General features: G+C 67.4%; 13 protein-coding genes. 9 read left to right on the top strand and 4 right to left on the bottom strand.

What is annotated here, in order from left to right; all coding sequences use genetic code 11:
* Positions 1–74: 74 nt before the first annotated feature.
* The 7 genes from hisD (at position 75) to PSR88_RS23185 (ending at position 9,934) form a co-directional block, all read left to right on the top strand.
* Positions 75–1,400 carry a histidinol dehydrogenase gene (gene hisD / locus PSR88_RS23215; protein ID WP_016884074.1) on the top strand — a complete coding sequence of 442 codons (1,326 nt, stop codon included), beginning with the start codon at positions 75–77 and terminating at the stop codon, positions 1,398–1,400.
* Positions 1,397–2,791, top strand: coding sequence for an aspartate ammonia-lyase (locus PSR88_RS23210; RefSeq protein ID WP_009477616.1), 1,395 nt, complete (start codon positions 1,397–1,399; stop codon positions 2,789–2,791). Before hisD ends, PSR88_RS23210 begins: the two co-directional genes overlap by 4 nt.
* 171 nt (positions 2,792–2,962) lie before the next feature.
* A complete protein-coding gene (locus PSR88_RS23205) occupies positions 2,963–4,549 on the top strand; it encodes a GMC family oxidoreductase N-terminal domain-containing protein (protein WP_016884075.1) in 1,587 nt (528 codons plus the stop codon).
* 35 nt (positions 4,550–4,584) lie between these two features.
* Positions 4,585–6,384: a thiamine pyrophosphate-binding protein gene (locus tag PSR88_RS23200; RefSeq protein WP_009477613.1), complete on the top strand. Its 1,800-nt coding sequence runs from the start codon at positions 4,585–4,587 to the stop codon at positions 6,382–6,384.
* Between the two features lie 12 nt (positions 6,385–6,396).
* Complete coding sequence (locus PSR88_RS23195) at positions 6,397–7,236, top strand: sugar phosphate isomerase/epimerase family protein (RefSeq protein ID WP_016884076.1); 840 nt, start codon at positions 6,397–6,399, stop codon at positions 7,234–7,236.
* A 175-nt stretch (positions 7,237–7,411) separates the two neighbouring features.
* Positions 7,412–8,797 (top strand): NAD(P)/FAD-dependent oxidoreductase, encoded by a 1,386-nt coding sequence (locus tag PSR88_RS23190; protein ID WP_016884077.1) that lies wholly within the window; start codon positions 7,412–7,414, stop codon positions 8,795–8,797.
* 72 nt (positions 8,798–8,869) lie between these two features.
* Positions 8,870–9,934, top strand: a complete 1,065-nt coding sequence (locus PSR88_RS23185) for a LacI family DNA-binding transcriptional regulator (RefSeq protein ID WP_009477610.1) — start codon at positions 8,870–8,872, stop codon at positions 9,932–9,934.
* A 1-nt stretch (position 9,935) separates the two neighbouring features.
* Here the strand turns inward: PSR88_RS23185 and PSR88_RS23180 are convergent, their stop codons facing one another.
* Positions 9,936–10,829 (bottom strand): LysR family transcriptional regulator, encoded by an 894-nt coding sequence (locus PSR88_RS23180; RefSeq protein ID WP_016884078.1) that lies wholly within the window; start codon positions 10,827–10,829, stop codon positions 9,936–9,938.
* A 111-nt stretch (positions 10,830–10,940) separates the two neighbouring features.
* Between PSR88_RS23180 and PSR88_RS23175 the strand changes: the two genes are divergently transcribed.
* Both PSR88_RS23175 and PSR88_RS23170 read left to right on the top strand, forming a co-directional pair.
* Positions 10,941–12,431 (top strand): CoA-acylating methylmalonate-semialdehyde dehydrogenase, encoded by a 1,491-nt coding sequence (locus PSR88_RS23175; RefSeq protein WP_342338470.1) that lies wholly within the window; start codon positions 10,941–10,943, stop codon positions 12,429–12,431.
* Between the two features lie 12 nt (positions 12,432–12,443).
* A complete protein-coding gene (locus PSR88_RS23170; RefSeq protein WP_011596923.1) occupies positions 12,444–13,604 on the top strand; it encodes an iron-containing alcohol dehydrogenase in 1,161 nt (386 codons plus the stop codon).
* A gap of 2 nt (positions 13,605–13,606) precedes the next feature.
* Here PSR88_RS23170 and PSR88_RS23165 read toward each other — a convergent pair whose 3' ends face one another.
* The 3 genes from PSR88_RS23165 to PSR88_RS23155 all read right to left on the bottom strand — a co-directional run bounded on the left by PSR88_RS23165 (position 13,607) and on the right by PSR88_RS23155 (position 16,304).
* A complete protein-coding gene (locus PSR88_RS23165; RefSeq protein ID WP_016884080.1) occupies positions 13,607–14,428 on the bottom strand; it encodes a PhzF family phenazine biosynthesis protein in 822 nt (273 codons plus the stop codon).
* A 71-nt stretch (positions 14,429–14,499) separates the two neighbouring features.
* A complete protein-coding gene (locus PSR88_RS23160; RefSeq protein WP_009477605.1) occupies positions 14,500–14,994 on the bottom strand; it encodes a DUF3830 family protein in 495 nt (164 codons plus the stop codon).
* Positions 14,995–15,062: 68 nt separating this feature from the next.
* Entirely contained in the window at positions 15,063–16,304 is a 1,242-nt protein-coding gene (locus PSR88_RS23155; protein ID WP_016884081.1) for an aspartate aminotransferase family protein, read from the bottom strand.
* Positions 16,305–16,412 lie beyond the last annotated feature (108 nt).

Raw genomic sequence — 16,412 nt, 5'->3', positions numbered from 1 at the left:
TCGGAAACGTGTGTGGCACCGCGATGCTGAGTGGCAACAGATCCAGCCCCTCGCTCATCCGAAGGAAGCATCCCATGTCATTCGTTCTCAAGGCCGCCGTCGGTGAACCAGCGCAGCGGGCGAGCAACCCCGCCGTGGTCGACACCGTCGCCGCCGTCATCGCCGATGTCCGCGCGAACGGCGACGAGGCCGTCCGGAAGTACTCCGAGAAGTTCGACGGCTGGTCCCCCGAATCGTTCCGGCTGAGTGAGGACAGGGTGGCGGAGATCGTGAAGTCCGTTCCCGAGACCGTCCTCGACGATCTGCGATTCGCGCAGCGCCAGATCCGCGACTTCGCCCAGGCGCAGCGGGACTCCATCCAGGACCTCGAGGTCGAGACCCTGCCGGGGGTGTTCCTCGGGCACCGCAACGTCCCGATCGACGCGGCCGCCGCCTACGTACCCGGCGGGCGCTACCCACTGACCGCGTCCGCACACATGACGGTGCTCACCGCGAAGGTCGCAGGTGTCGAACGCGTCGCCGCGACGACGCCCCCGAATGCCGGCGAGCCGCCGCAGATCAGTGTCGCGGCGATGTACCTCGCCGGCGCCGACGAGATCTTCGTTCTCGGCGGAGTACAGGCGGTCGCCGCACTCGCGCTGGGCACCGAGACCATCGACCCGGTGTCCATCCTCACCGGCCCCGGCAACGCCTACGTGGCCGAGGCGAAGCGCCAACTGTTCGGCGAGGTCGGGATCGACCTCTTCGCCGGGCCGACCGAAACGCTCATCGTCGCCGACGACCTGGCCGACCCGTTCACCATCGCCGTCGACCTGCTGAGCCAGGCCGAGCACGGCCCCGATTCGCCGTGCGTGCTGATCACCACGTCGGAGTCCGTGGGACGGGCGGTGATCGACCATATCGACGCCCTGCTCCCCGGCCTGGTCACCAACGCCATCGCCGGCCCCGCGTGGCGTGATCACGGTCAGATCCACGTGGTGGACACGCTCGACGAGGCGTACCGGCTCGCCGACGTCTTCGCGTCGGAGCACGTCCAGATCCTCACCGAGGACCCCCGTCAGGCCCTGACCTCCATGCGGAACTACGGCGCCCTGTTCCTCGGCGAAGGCACGTGTGTTCCCTACGGCGACAAGCTGATCGGAACCAACCACGTTCTCCCGACGCTCGGTGCGGCCCGCTACACGGGCGGTCTGTGGGTGGGCAAGTTCCTCAAGACGCTCACCTACCAGGAGGTGCGCGATCTCGGCAGCAGCGCGAAACTCGGCGAGGTGTGCGGCCGCCTGTCGCGGCTGGAGAAGTTCGAGGGGCACGCCCGCTCCGGCGACCTTCGCGCCGCCAAGTTCGGCAACGCCCCGCTCCCGTGGGGCGACATCCCGACCCGGGTGACGTCGGAACGATGACCCGCACCGAACACGACCTCCTCGGCGACCGCGAGGTCCCCGAGGACGCCTACTACGGCATCCACACTTTGCGGGCGACGGAGAACTTCCCGATCACCGGCATTCCGCTGGCCAGCCATCCCGACCTCGTGTCGGCGCTGGCGTCCGTCAAGCAGGCTGCGGCGCAGACCAACGCGGGCCTCGGCCTGTTGCCGCGGCGCGAGGCGGACGCCATCGTGGCGGCCTGCGAGGAGATCCGGGCCGGCGCCCTGCGCGACCAGTTCGTCGTGGACGTCATCCAGGGCGGTGCAGGCACGTCGACGAACATGAACGCGAACGAGGTGGTGGCCAACCGGGCTCTGGAATTGCTCGGTCACCGGCGCGGTCGCTACGAGTATCTCCATCCGCTCGAGCACGTGAACATGAGCCAGAGCACGAACGACGTCTACCCCACCGCGATCAAGGCCGGCCTGCAAACCGCCCTGACCAGGCTGCGGGCGGCCATGCGGGACTTGGCGGCGGAGTTCGCGGTGAAGTCGACGGAGTTCTCCGACGTCCTCAAGGTCGGCCGCACCCAGTTGCAGGATGCGGTTCCGATGACCCTGGGCCAGGAGATCGCGACGTTCGCTCTCATGATCGACGAGGATTCCCAGCGGCTCGGGGAGGCGGCGACGCTCATCTCCGAGATCAATCTGGGCGGAACGGCGATCGGGACCGGTCTCAACGCGCACCACGAGTACGCGTGGCGGGTGCGCGAACATCTTGCCGCGATCACCGGGATCGAGGTGACGACGGCGTCCGACCTGATCGAAGCCACGCAGGACGTCGGGGCGTTCGTCCAGCTGTCCGGGGTGCTCAAACGTACCGCGGTGAAGCTGTCCAAGATCTGCAACGACCTTCGGCTCCTGTCGTCGGGCCCGCGTGCCGGTTTCGGTGAGATCACGTTGCCGCCCGTGCAGGCAGGATCGTCAATCATGCCGGGCAAGGTGAACCCGGTGATCCCGGAGGTGGTGAACCAGATCGCCTTCCGGGTGGTCGGCAACGACCTGACGGTGACGATGGCGGCCGAGGGTGGGCAGCTTCAGCTCAATGCCTTCGAGCCGGTGATCGCGCACAGCCTGTTCGAGACGATCGAACTGCTCACTCGTGGATGCACCGTCCTGCGTGAACGCTGCGTGGTCGGTATCGGCGCGAACATCGACCATCTGAAGAACATGGTGGACGCGTCCATCGGCGTGGTCACGGCCCTCAACCCGCACATCGGGTACACCGCGGCCACCGCGATCGCCGCCGACGCACTCGCGACCGGGCGCACCGTCGCCGCGCTCGTGCTCGAGCGGGGTCTGCTCAGCCGCGAGCAACTCGACGACGTGCTGCGGCCGGAGAACCTCACTCGACCGCTCGTGCCCTGACGGCCGCGGGCAGCTCATCCCCCGCCGGGATGAGTTGCTCGTGCGGGGTTGACATCCCCGACACTGCCGCTAACCTCTAGTTATACGTATAACCATTCACCGACTGCCGGTTCGCGTCGACCCGCCCGGCAGATCCGTGACACCACTCTCTACGACCGAGGAGCAGGACCCATGAGAGACGCATCCGTGGGGGAGCCCACAGGCCCGAGCAAACACAGCTACGACGTCGTCGTCGTCGGCAGCGGAATGGGCGGCGGAACGCTCGCCTACGCGCTCGCGGACTCGGGAGTCGATGTGCTTCTGATCGAGCGCGGCGACTTCCTGCCGCAGGAGAAGCAGAACTGGGACCCGCAGGAAGTCTTCGAAGGTCACCGGTATGCGAACGCCGAGCAGTGGTACGACACCGAGGGCAGGCCGTTCAGCCCCGGCACGTACTACTACGTCGGCGGGAACACGAAGCTGTACGGCTCGTCGCTGGTGCGGTTCCGGCGTGAAGACTTCCAGTCGACGCAACACGAGGCCGGCGAATCTCCCGAGTGGCCCTTCTCGTACGACGACTTCGCCCCGTATTACGCACGGGCAGAACAGGTGTACCGGGTCCACGGCGATCACACCGACGACCCGACGCTCCCCCGCGACGAACCGTTCCCCTACCCGGCGATCGGACACGAGCCACCGGTGCAGGAGGCGGCCGACGCACTGCGGCGCCTCGGGTACACGCCGTCGAACATCCCACTGGGCATCGACCTGCGCGACGGCGGAGGATGTATCCGATGTCGGACCTGCGACGGGTTCCCCTGCCGGGTGCTGGCGAAGTCGGACGCGGATGTGTGCTGCGTCCGGCCTGCCATCGCGTCGGGCTCGGTGGAACTGCTGACCAACGCGTACGCCGAGCGCGTGCTCACCGACGAGACCGGGCACCGGGCGACCGGCGTGCAGATCCGGCACCGCGGCACCGAACTCGTCGTCGATGCACGCACCGTGGTGGTGTCCTGTGGCGCCGTCAACTCCGCGGCGCTGCTGCTCCGGTCGGCGAACGCCGCACACCCGGACGGTCTCGCCAACTCCTCCGGTATGGTCGGACGAAACTACATGGTGCACAACAACTCCATCATGGTGGGCGTCAACCCACTGAAGAAGAACACGTCCGAGTTCCAGAAGACGTTGTACATCAACGATTTCTACACGCACGGCACCGCCGACCACCCCTACCCGCTGGGACACGTGCAACTCATCGGCAAGTTGCAGGGCGAGATGATCAAGGGCCAACGGCCGCTGATCCCCAAGTGGGCGCTGAGCCAGGCCACGGCCCGCAGCATGGACTGGTGGCTGTTCACCGAGGATCTGCCCGATCCGGACAACCGCGTCACCCTCACCGACGACGGCAACATCCAGATCGCGTGGACCCCCAACAACACTCGCGCCCACGAGGTACTCGTCCGCGAGGTGCGCAAGATCCTCCGGAAGATCGGCTATCCGTTCGTCTTCAGCCAGGGCACCGGCATCGAGGTCAACTCCCACCAGGCCGGCACCGTGCGGGCCGGAACCGACCCCGCGACCTCCGTGCTCGACGCCGACTGCCGCGCCCACGACGTCGGCAACCTGTACGTCGTCGACTCGTCGTTCTTCCCGTCCCTGCCCGTGATGAACCCTGCCCTGTCCATCGCGGCCAACGCCTTCCGCGTCGCCGAGAGCATCGCCGACCGAGTCGGCAAGACCCGTTCCCACGACACCCCGGCCCAGTCCGCGTCCCTGTGACGCTTCGCCCCCACCACACCCAGAAAGCCTCTTCGATGACAACACAGAAACTCACCGGCGGACAGATGGTCGTCGACTTCCTCATCCGCGAGGGAGTCGAGAAGGTCTTCGCGATCCCCGGACACGGCAACACCGCCCTCCTCGACGCGTTCGTCGACCGAGCCGACGAGATCGAATTGGTGCCGGCCATGCATGAACAGGGCGCCGCCCACATGGCCGACGGCTACTACCGGGCGTCCGGCAAGATCGCCGCGATCTGTACCTCCATCGGACCGGGCGCGACCAACACCCTCACCGGGCTCGCGACCGCGTTCGCCGACTCGATGCCGATGCTCCTGATCACCGGCGCCGTGCACACCTACATGGAGAACCGCGGGGTGCTCCAGGAAATCGACCGCCCGCACGGCAACAACTTCCCCCGCATGGTGGAGCCGGTGGTCAAGCGGTGGTGGCAGCCCAGCCGCCTCGAACAGCTGCCGGTGGCGCTCGCGCAGGCGTTCAACACGATGCACGAGGGCAGGCGCGGACCCGTGCTCGTCGACATCCCGCAGGACCTGCAGGCCGAGTACGGCGACTACACCCCCGACACCGGTGCCCGCCGTCCCGCCACCCGCGCGACCGGCGACCCGGCCGTGATCGCCGAGGCCGCACGCCTGCTCGCCGGTGCGAAACGTCCCGTCATCGTGGCCGGTGGCGGCGTCATCCACGCCGAGGCCGCCGCCGAACTGATGGCCGTCGCCGAGCACCTCGGCGCGCCGGTGACCCATTCGTTCCAGGGCAAGGGCGCGTTCCCCGCCGACCACGACCTCTACGCGTGGCCGTGCGGCGACATGGGGTCGATCCCCGGCAACGGCGTCACGCGCACCGCCGACGTGATCCTCGCCGTCGGCTGCCGGTTCAGCGACCGCATCACGTCGTCGTACCGCCCCGGCGTCACGTTCGACATCCCGAACACCAAGCTCGTGCAGATCGACATCGACGGTTTCGAGATCGGCCGCAACTACCCGGTCGAGGTCGGCGTCGTCGGCGACGCGAAAACGTCCCTCGCCGCGCTGCGCGACGTGCTCGCCGACCTCGGGCCTGCCCTCGACTACCGCAGCACCGACTACTTCGCCGAACTGCAGGACCTCAAGGCGCAGTGGGAAGAGCACCTGCGGCCGATGCGGACCACCGACTACCTGCCGATGACCAACTCGCGGGCGATGGTCGAGATCCGCAAGGCCCTTCCGCGCGAAGGCATTCTGGTCACCGACTCGTCGAACCCCGCGAACCAGGCGTTCAACGAGTTCCCGATCTACGGCCCGAAGACCAACATCGTGGCCGGCGGCTTCTCCGGCATCGGATTCGGTGTGCCCGCCGCGATCGGCGCGCAGATCGGCGCCCCGGACACCCCGGTCCTGGCGATGGTCGGCGACGGCAGCTTCCTCCAGACCGGCACCGAGATCGCGACCGCCGCGATGCTCGGAGTGCCGCTGGTGATCGTCGTGCTCAACAACGGCGGCTGGGAAGCGATCAAGGACCTCCAGATCAGCCTGTTCGGCGAAGAACGCGAAATCATCTCCGGGTGGAAGAACCTCGACGGGACACCGTATTTCGCCGACATCACCCGGTTCGCCCAGTCACTCGGCTGCAGCGCCGAGCGCGTCGAGGACCCGGAGAAGCTGGCCGACGCGATCGAGCGCGCCTTCGCGACGCCGGGCCCGGTGATCATCGAGGCGATGAGCGCCCACGAGCTGCCGTGGACCGAGATGCACCCGACCGGCTGGTGGGACATCACCGTTCCCGCCTACCACGGCGAGGTCCGTGACGACTACGTCGCGCAACGCGGATTCTGATCGGAGACCGGCATGGGAGAGATCAAGCTCGGCCTGAACCTGGAGTTCGCCCGATTCGAGAACGGGTCGTTCGACTGGGCCATGGACCAGGCCGCGGAGATCGGCTACAAGTACGTGGAGCCGATGGTCTACTGGGGCCGCGAGTTGCTGAGCACGGCCGGGTACTTCCACACCCGGTCGATGCTCGACGACCCGCTCATCATGCGGGACGCCGCCGAATCACGCGGGCTGAACATCTCCTCGCTGTCCAGTCATGCGCCGCTGGCCAAGCCGGACGTGAGCGTCGACTATCTCAAGCAGTCGATCCGCTACGCGGCCGAGGTCGGTTCGCCGATGATCATGGTCGACGACGGGCCGCTGCCGACGTGGACCACCGAGGCGGAGAACTACATGCTGATGCGGTACACACTTCAGGAGGCGGCGAAGGTGGCCGAACCGCGCGGCATCAAGATTGCGATCGAAACGCACGGCGAGTACACCGCGACCCCGGAGCGGCTCGAGAAGATCACGACGCTGATCGACAGCCCGGCATTGACGATCAACCTCGATACCGGCAACAGCTATCTCAGTGAGAACGACCCGCACGAGTGGCTCGAGCAGATCATCGGCGGCGTCACGCACCTGCACGCCAAGGACATCGGGATCGAGGACGCGAAGCGGCTGCGCGGCAAGGTCCGCGGCATGCTCGGCTGCGCCTGCGGCGACGGCGTCATCGACTGGGAACGGATCGTCAACACACTGGATAAGGCCGACCACGACGTCGTCCTGTCGGTCGAGTGCGGTGGCCTCGACGCCGCGAAGAAGAGCTACACCTACCTCACCGATCTGATCACCCGCACCCAGGGCAGCTGACAACGGCGTCGCCGGTCCCGCAGGTGATCTCGCGGCACGCCGGGTCCTGAACCGACATTCGAGTCTCCGGTGCGTCGTGTCCATCGTGCCGCCCGACACCCCGTGTGTCGGGCGGCACGCTTCACCCCTACCAGTACTGCGGATGGCGATAGGCGCGATCCGGGAAGAGCGTGTGATGAATACTCCTGCCCGCACCGAGGCACGTCATCGCGTGGTGATCATCGGTTCCGGATTCGGCGGCCTGTTCGCCGCGAAGGCGTTGCGCCGCGCCGACGTCGACGTGCTCGTCGTCGACCGCACCAGCCACCACCTGTTCCAGCCGCTGCTGTACCAGGTGGCGACCGGAATCCTGTCCGAGGGAGAAATCGCACCGTCGACGCGGATGGTGCTGAAGAAGCAGTCGAACGCCTCGGTGATGCTGGGGGACGTCACCGACATCGACCTGACCGCGCGCAGGATCACCTCGACCCACCAGGGCAGAACCACCACCACCACCGAGTACGACAGTCTGATCGTCTCGGCCGGAGCCCGGCAGTCGTACTTCGGTAACGACCACTTCGCCGAACACGCCCCCGGCATGAAGACCATCGACGACGCACTCGAACTCCGCGGCCGGATCCTGGGCGCGTTCGAACGCGCCGAGCTGTCCACCGACCCCGAGGAGCGGGCCCGCCTCCTGACGTTCGTGGTGGTCGGCGCAGGACCCACCGGGGTGGAGATGGCCGGTCAGATAGCGGAACTGGCCCACCGAACCCTCGTCGGCGCGTACCGGAACATCGACACCCGCGACGCCCGGATCGTCCTGCTCGACGCCGCGTCCGCGGTGTTGCCGCCGTTCGGCGACCGGCTCGGGTCCACCGCCGCCGAACGCCTCGAGAAGATCGGTGTCGAGGTGCGGCTCGGGGCGGCCGTCACCGACGTCGACGCGGACGGCGTGACGATCAAGGACGGGCGAGGCGAGACCGTCCGCATCGAATCCGCGTGCAAGGTGTGGTCGGCGGGCGTGGAAGCCAGCCCGCTGGCCAGGCAGCTGGCCGAGCAGTCGGGGGCCGAACTCGACCGCGCCGGGCGGATCGCCGTACACGAGGACCTGACGGTGCCGGGACACCCCGAGGTATTCGTGATCGGAGACATGATGGCGCGCGACCGCCTTCCCGGGATGGCGCAGGTCGCGATCCAGGGTGGCCGCTACGCGGCAAAGCAGATCGCGGCCGGCGCCCGAGGACGTGACTCGTCACCCGACCGCGTTCCCTTCCAATACCGGGACAAGGGGGCGATGGCCACGATCTCGAGGTTCCACGCGGTCGTGAAAGTCGGGGGTATCGAACTCGCGGGACTGTTGGCGTGGATCCTGTGGCTGGCCGTCCACGTCGTCTACGTCGTCGGGTTCCGGAGCCGGCTGTCCACGCTCATGTCGTGGACGTGGACCTTCGTCGGGTCGTGGCGGGGACAGATGACCGTCACCGATCAACAGGTGGCGGCACGCAACGTCATGAGCAAACTCGTTCTCCTCGACCGGGGTGAGGACGACGATGACACCGTTGTCGCCAGAGCGAGCTGACACCCGGGGGACGCGCACGGTCCGGCCGATAAGCTGGGCTCGGTAACCGTGCGACGGAGAGGATCGGCATTCGTGACCACGATGCACGACGTCGCCCGAGCCGCAGGCGTGTCCCAGGCCGCGGTCTCGTACGCGTACAACCAGCCCCACAAACTGTCGGCAGCGCGGCGCGCCCACATATTCCAGGTGGCCGCGGAACTCGGGTATGCCGGCCCCAACCCCGCGGGACGCAATCTCCGCACAGGGCAGGTCGGTGCGCTGGGGCTGATGATCACCGACTCGTTGCGCTACGCATTCGACGACCCGGCCACCTCGCAGTTGCTCAAAGGCATATCGGAGGTCGGTGAACTCGCCGAGGTCGCGCTGACGCTGCTGCCCTGCCCACTCGAGTCGACCCGGGTGGCCGAGGGTTCCGGCGTGCTCGTGCGGGGCGCGGTGGACGGCTTCCTCGCGTATGCGATGCCGGACGGCCATCCCGGAATGCAGACGGCGATGAGCCGCCGGCTGCCGATAGTCGTGATCGACGGCCCCAACCCTGGCGGACTGCCGCGGGTCGGAATCCGGGATCGGCAGGCCGCCAAGGAGATCGCGGAGCACGTTCTGTCGCTCGGGCACCGGCGTGTCGGGTTTCTCGTCGACCGGCTCGTCCCCGACGGCAAGGGTGGGCCCGTCGACGCCGCCCGCACCCGGGCCGCACGAGACCACGTGATGAAGGAACGCCTCGCCGGATACGCGTCCGCCTGCCGCAAATACACGGTGCCGTGGTCGTCCACCGTGGTCGTCGAAGCAGGCGGGTTCGACTACGAACTGTCGCGCACCGCCGTCGAGACGCTGCTCGATGCCGGTCCCGTGACCGCCGTCATCGCCGCCTCCGACCTGCTGGCCCTCGCGGCCATCGACGTCGCACACGAACGTGGTCTCCGGGTGCCGCAGGATCTGTCGGTGGTCGGTTTCGACGACATTCCCGCGGCCCGGGCCGCCGGACTCACGACGGTCCGGCAACCACTCGTCGACAAGGGCCGCGAGGCCGCGCAACTGCTGCTCGACATCATCGGTGGCGGAGCGGGACGGGAAATCACACTCCCCACCGAGCTCGTCGTCCGCGAGAGCGCCGGACCCGTCACTGCGGACCGGTAAGTTACCCTGCTGCACCTCGCAGTTCGGGATTGCCGTCGACGATGGAGTAGAGCGCCTCGGTGATCGCCTTCACCCGCGCGAGTCGCGTCAGTTCCCGCGGTACCACCAGCCAGTAGGTGCGGTGGGCGATGAAGTCGTCGCGGAGAACCGGCACCAGATCCTCGTCCAGCGCCCCGATGTAGCTCGGCAGCGGCGCGATCCCGACTCCGTGCTTCACGGCCTGGTAGTGGCCCGCGATGTTGTTGGTCTGGATCTGGGCCTGGAAGTCGGGAATCAGCGCGTCGAGGATCCGCAGCGGCTCGACGTCCAGGAACGCATCCACGTACCAGATGAGCGTGTGGTGCCGGAGATCCTCGAGTGACGTGATGGGGTCGTGTGCGTCCAGGTAGCGCCGCGACGCGTACAGACGAAGGTCGTAGTCGGCCAGTTTGCGGACCACCACGGACCGCGGCGACGGACGCTCGAGGGTGACCGCGATGTCGAAGTCGCGCCCGGTCAGCAGGTCGTGGGTGGTGGACGTGACGAGTTCGGTGAACAGGTCGGGGTGCTCGGACCGCAGTGCGGCCAACCCCGGCACCAGCACGAACGACCCGAAACCGTCCGGAGTGATGATCCGGACGGTGCCCGTCAGCCCGCCCAGGGACGACGTTTCGTCGAGAGCGGCGAGCACCGCGGATTCCACCGCCTCCGCGTGGGGAACCAGTCGCCGGCCCGCCTCGGTGAGCTGCCACCCCGACACGCCACGATCGAAAAGTCTCGTGCCCGTGTCCTTCTCGAGCCGGGTGATTCTCCGCGAGACGGTCGTGTGATCGACACCGAGTCGCTTCGCCGCATCGGCGAGGCGGCCGGTTCTCGACAACTCCAGGAGGTAACGCATGTTGTCTGCGGTGAACATCGCTCTCATCCTCGTGCAAAAGTGCAGTCCGAAGTGCCATTTTACTCGTTGACGCAGGCATTGTTGCCCAGCAGACTCGTGGGCACCCCACCTTTCCCAGGAGTGAACCCCATGGCCGTTATCTCGCATTGGCTCAACAACAAGTCCTACCCCGGAACGCGTGCCGATACCGCTCCGGTGACGAATCCGGCGACCGGTGCCGTCACCGGTCAGGTCGCCCTGGCCAGCGTCGAGGACGCCCGCGCCGTCATCGACGCCGCCGCCGCCGCGTTCCCCGCCTGGCGCGACACCTCCCTCGCCAAGCGCACCCAGGTGATCTTCACGTTCCGGGAACTGCTCAACGCCCGCAAGGGCGAACTCGCCGAAATCATCACCGCCGAGCACGGCAAGGTCGTCTCCGACGCACTCGGTGAGGTGAGCCGCGGCCAGGAGGTCGTCGAATTCGCCTGCGGCATCGCGCACCTGCTCAAGGGCGGCATGACCGAGAACGCCTCCACCAACATCGACGTCTCCTCCCTCCGCCAACCCGTCGGCCCGGTCGGGATCATCTCCCCGTTCAACTTCCCCGCCATGGTCCCGATGTGGTTCTTCCCCATCGCCATCGCCGCCGGCAACACCGTCGTGTTGAAGCCGTCGGAGAAGGACCCGACCGCCGCGATCTGGATGGCCGAACTCTGGGCCGAAGCCGGCCTGCCCGCCGGCGTGTTCAACGTCCTGCAGGGCGACAAGACCGCCGTCGACGAACTCCTCACCAACCCCGCCATCAAGGCCATCAGCTTCGTCGGCTCCACCCCCATCGCCCAGTACGTCTACGCCACCGGCACCGCCCACGGCAAGCGCGTCCAGGCCCTCGGCGGGGCGAAGAACCACGCCATCGTCCTCCCCGACGCCGACCTGGACCTGGCCGCCGACGCCATGGTCAACGCCGGCTTCGGCTCCGCCGGGGAACGCTGCATGGCCATCAGTGCCCTGGTCGCGGTCGGCGACATCGCCGACGAACTCGTCGCCAAGATCAAGGACCGCACCGACACCCTCAAGATCGGCGACGGCACCCAGGACTCCGACATGGGACCGCTCGTGACCAAGGTGCACCGCGACAAGGTCGCCTCCTACATCGACGCCGGCGAAAACGACGGCGCCACCATCGTCGTCGACGGGCGCACCGTGCAGGCCAATGGCGGCAAGGACGGGTTCTGGCTCGGCCCGACCCTGATCGACCACGTCACCACCGACATGTCCGTCTACACCGACGAAATCTTCGGACCCGTCCTCTCCGTCATCCGCGTCGGGTCCTACGACGACGCCCTGGAACTGGTGAACTCCAGCCCGTTCGGCAACGGCACCGCCATCTTCACCAACGACGGCGGCGCCGCCCGACGATTCCAGAACGAGGTCGAGGTCGGCATGGTCGGCATCAACGTCCCCATCCCCGTCCCGATGGCGTACTACTCCTTCGGTGGCTGGAAGAACTCCCTGTTCGGCGACACCCACGCCCACGGCACCGAAGGCGTCCACTTCTTCACCCGCGGCAAGGTCGTCACCACCCGCTGGCTCGACCCCAGCCACGGCGGCCTCAACCTCGGATTCCCCCAGAACAACTAAGGAACCTCTCCCATGACCGCACACCTCTCACTCCCCCGTTTCGCCAGGATCGGGGCCGGAGCAGTCGACGAGATCGGCTCGGTTGTCGACCAACTTGGCTTGCAGAGACCGGTTCTCGTCACCGACTCCTATCTGACCGGCACCGGCGCGGCCGACCGGATCATGAGCCTCCTCAGGTCCGCGGGCAAGGAGCCGGCACTGTTCTCCGGCACCGTGCCCGACCCCACCACCGATTCTCTGGAGGAGGGGCTGAGGATCGTCGCCGAGCACAACGCGGATTCGGTGATCGGGTTCGGCGGCGGTAGTCCGATGGACACCGCGAAGGCATTGGCAGTGCTGTCCGCGAACGGCGGCGAGATGCGGTCGTACAAGGCACCTCACGTGTACGCCGGGAAGGCGCTGCCGATCATCGCGATACCGACCACCGCCGGAAGCGGCTCGGAGGCGACGCAATTCACCGTCATCAGTGACAGCGCTTCCGACGAGAAGATGCTGTGTCCGGGACTCTCCTTCCTGCCGATCGCCGCGATCGTGGATTTCGAACTCACGATGTCGATGCCGCCGCGGTTGACCGCCGACACCGGAATCGATGCGCTCACCCACGCCATCGAGGCGTACGTCAGCAAGAAGGCCCAGCCGTTCACCGACGGACTCGCGCTGTCCGCGATCCGCACCATCGGCAAGCACATCGGCACCGCGTACGCCGACGGTGAAGACCGCACCGCGAGAGAAGCGATGATGGTCGCGTCCATGCAGGCCGGTATGGCGTTCTCCAACTCGAGCGTGGCGCTGGTGCACGGGATGAGCAGGCCGATCGGTGCGCATTTTCATGTCGCACACGGACTGTCGAATGCCATGTTGCTTCCCGCGATCACGGCGTTCTCCGTGAACGGAGCGGAGAGCCGCTACGCCGACTGCGCGCGAGCGTTCGGCGCTGCACCCGAATCGGCAGGCGATTCCGTCGCCGCGCAGTTCCTCGTCGAGACCCTGAGCACGCTGTGTCACGACCTGAAGGTTCCGACGCCGCTCGCCTACGGGATCGACCGCGACGCCTGGGACGGCCTCATTCCGTTGATGGCAGAGCAGGCGCTGGCGTCCGGATCGCCCGGCAACAATCCGGTCGTCCCCACCGCCGGCCAGATCGAGACGCTGTATTCGGAGGTCTTCAGCTAGCGCTAGAACTCGACGGTGCCCCGGAGGTACCGCCGATACGCCCCGGACAGGTGGACGCGGTCGCCGCGCACCTCGCAGTGAACGGTTCCTCCCCGCGCCGACAGTTGGCGTCCGACAAGGCTGTTTCGGCCCAGGACGTCAGCCCAGTACGGTGCGATCTGCGAGTGCGCGGACCCCGTTACCGGATCCTCCTGCACGCCGGCCGCGGCGCCGAACCATCGCGACACGAAGTCGAGTCCCTCGACGTCGGATGCCGCGGTGACGACGATTCCGCGCACCTTCAGCGGGCTGAAAACGGCGAAGTCGGGTGCCATCGACGCGATGTCGTGTTCGGATTCGGCGACGAACACGAGGTCGGTTGCCTTCAGGCACTCCCGCACCGGAATGCCGAGTGCCGCGACGATCCGGGGATCGGCCGCGGTCGGCACCGGCGGCTCGGCCGGGAAATTCATCACCAGCGTCGCGTCCGGTCCACGGTCGACGTGCAGCCAACCGCTGCGCGTCCAGAACTGGATGCGGTCGGCGTCCGGGTGTACGTCCTCGAAGATCTGCGCGGCGGTCGCGAGGGTGGCATGACCGCACAGGTCCACCTCGACGGCAGGGGTGAACCACCGCAGGTGATACGCCGGATGTTCCGGGTCGTGGGGCCCCGCGTCCGCGGGAAGCCCGGCGGTGTAGAACGCCGTCTCGGACAGGTTGTTTTCTTCGGCGAGTTGCTGAAGCACCGAATCGTCCAGCCAGTCGGTCAGCGGCATGACCGCCGCCGGGTTGCCCTCGAAGGGTCCGGCGGCGAATGCGTCGATCTGATAGATGTCCAGCTTCATAGCGTCCGATGGTGGTGGACGATCCGGCGCCCGTCGAGGGCCATCGCGCACACGCTGGACCGGTCCCGACGTCAGGCTCGCGCGAAGCTCATCGTCTCGCCTTCGACGCCGCGCATCCACAGGTCGTTGCACGCGGCCGCCAGTTCCGGCAGTCCCTCCTCGATGGCGGCGAACACGTTGCCCGGCACCCAGCCGACGTCGCCGTTGAGCAGGAGGTTGTTGCGGCCGTAGAAGATCGCGAGGTCGGTGGCGCCCTGCGCGGCGTGCGCCTCGGAGCCCGGCTCGTACCCGTAGGCGGAGTTGCCGATCTCCCAGGGCTCGAAGTCGAACAGGCAGACGTCGCCGGGAATCGGTGTGACGGTGGGATTTTCCCGCCGCGGCGCCGCGGTGATCCGCGGGATCAGCGTGTATACCTCGTTGCGCGCGTACTTGGCGTGGTACGCGTCGCCGCTCTGCGGGAGCACGTTCCACACCGCGTCGCACGTGAGTGGTGCGTCCTCGTCGAGAAGCCGGGCACGGCAGGTCACGCCGCGCTTGTCCAGGCTGATGGTGATGTAGCGAGCCACGATTCCTCCTTCGGAGCCCGTGAGTACTTCTTAACCGCCCGCGGTTAATAAGTACTCACGGGTGCTTGTCACACTTCGTCGAGTACTTCGGACCAGATCTTCAGGGCGTCCTCGATCTGTTCCGCCGTCACGATGAGCGGTGGAATCATCCGTACCACGTTCATGTGGGCGCCGCAGGTCAACAGCAGCAGCCCCTTCTTCGCGGCCAGCTGCTGCGCCGCAGACGCTTTCGTGCGGTCCGCGCTGCCGTCGGCGGCCGTGAACTCGCTTCCCACGAGCAGTCCGAGACCACGGACGTCGCCGATCCCGTCGATGGCGCGGGCGCGGGCACCGTCGAGCAACTGGACTCCTCGCGCGGCGGCGTTGGCCACGAGGTCTTCCTTCTCGATCACCTCGAGCGTCGCGACCGCGGCCGCGCAGGACACGGCGTTGCCGCCGTACGTTCCCCCCTGCGACCCCGGCCAGCCCTTGGCCATGAGCGCCTCGGACGCCGCGATGCCCGACAGCGGGAAGCCGCTGGCCAGACCCTTGGCGATGGTGATGATGTCGGGCCGGACGTCGAAGTGCTGGTGCCCGAAGAACTTGCCGGTGCGGCCGAAACCGGTCTGGATCTCGTCGATGACGAGCAGGATGCCGTAGCGGTCGGCGCGCTCGCGGAGCCCCTGGAAGAACGCGGTGTTGCCGGGCACGTATCCGCCCTCGCCGAGGACGGGCTCGACGACGAACGCCGCCGTCTCGTTCGGGGCGGTGAGCGTCGCGAAGATGTAGTCGAGTTCCTTCAGCGCGAACGCGGTCGCCTCCTCCTCGGACCAGCCGTAGCGGTAGGCGTTGGGGAACGGTGCCACGTGCACACCGCCCATCAGCGGGCTGAAGCCGGCCGAGAACCGGGTGCCGGACGTGGTCATCGTCGCCGTCGCGACCGTGCGTCCGTGGAATCCGCCGTGGAAGACGATCACGTTGGGGCGGCCGGTCGCCTGCCGCGACAGTCGCAGCGACGCCTCGACGGCCTCGCTCCCCGAGTTCGCGAAGAACAGCGAGTCGAGCCCCGCGGGCAGCACCGACCCCAGCCGATCGACCAGTTCGAGCATCGGCTGGTGCATGACCGTCGTGTACTGGCCGTGGATCAGGGAGCCGATCTGCCTACGCGCGGCCTCCACGACGTGCGGGTGGCAGTGCCCGGTACTGGTGACGCCGATGCCCGCGGTGAAGTCGAGATAGCGCCTGCCGTCGGTGCCGTAGAGGTAGCACCCTTCACCGTGATCGACCGTCACGGGTGTGGCCTGTGCGAGCAGTGGAGATAGCCGAGTCACGAGAACCCTCCCACGCGTAGATGCCGGCGGATGTCGGCAAGTGCATTGTCAGATTGTTGACAATCTGTATAACATGGGGAGCGTCCCTTCGGCAACGGAGAATGGGGA

The organism is Rhodococcus sp. DK176, from assembly GCF_038447315.2.
Lineage (GTDB): Bacteria > Actinomycetota > Actinomycetes > Mycobacteriales > Mycobacteriaceae > Rhodococcus_F > Rhodococcus_F jostii_A.
The sequence above is the reverse complement of the archived record's forward strand: the minus strand, read 5'-3'. Positions and strand labels throughout refer to the sequence as shown.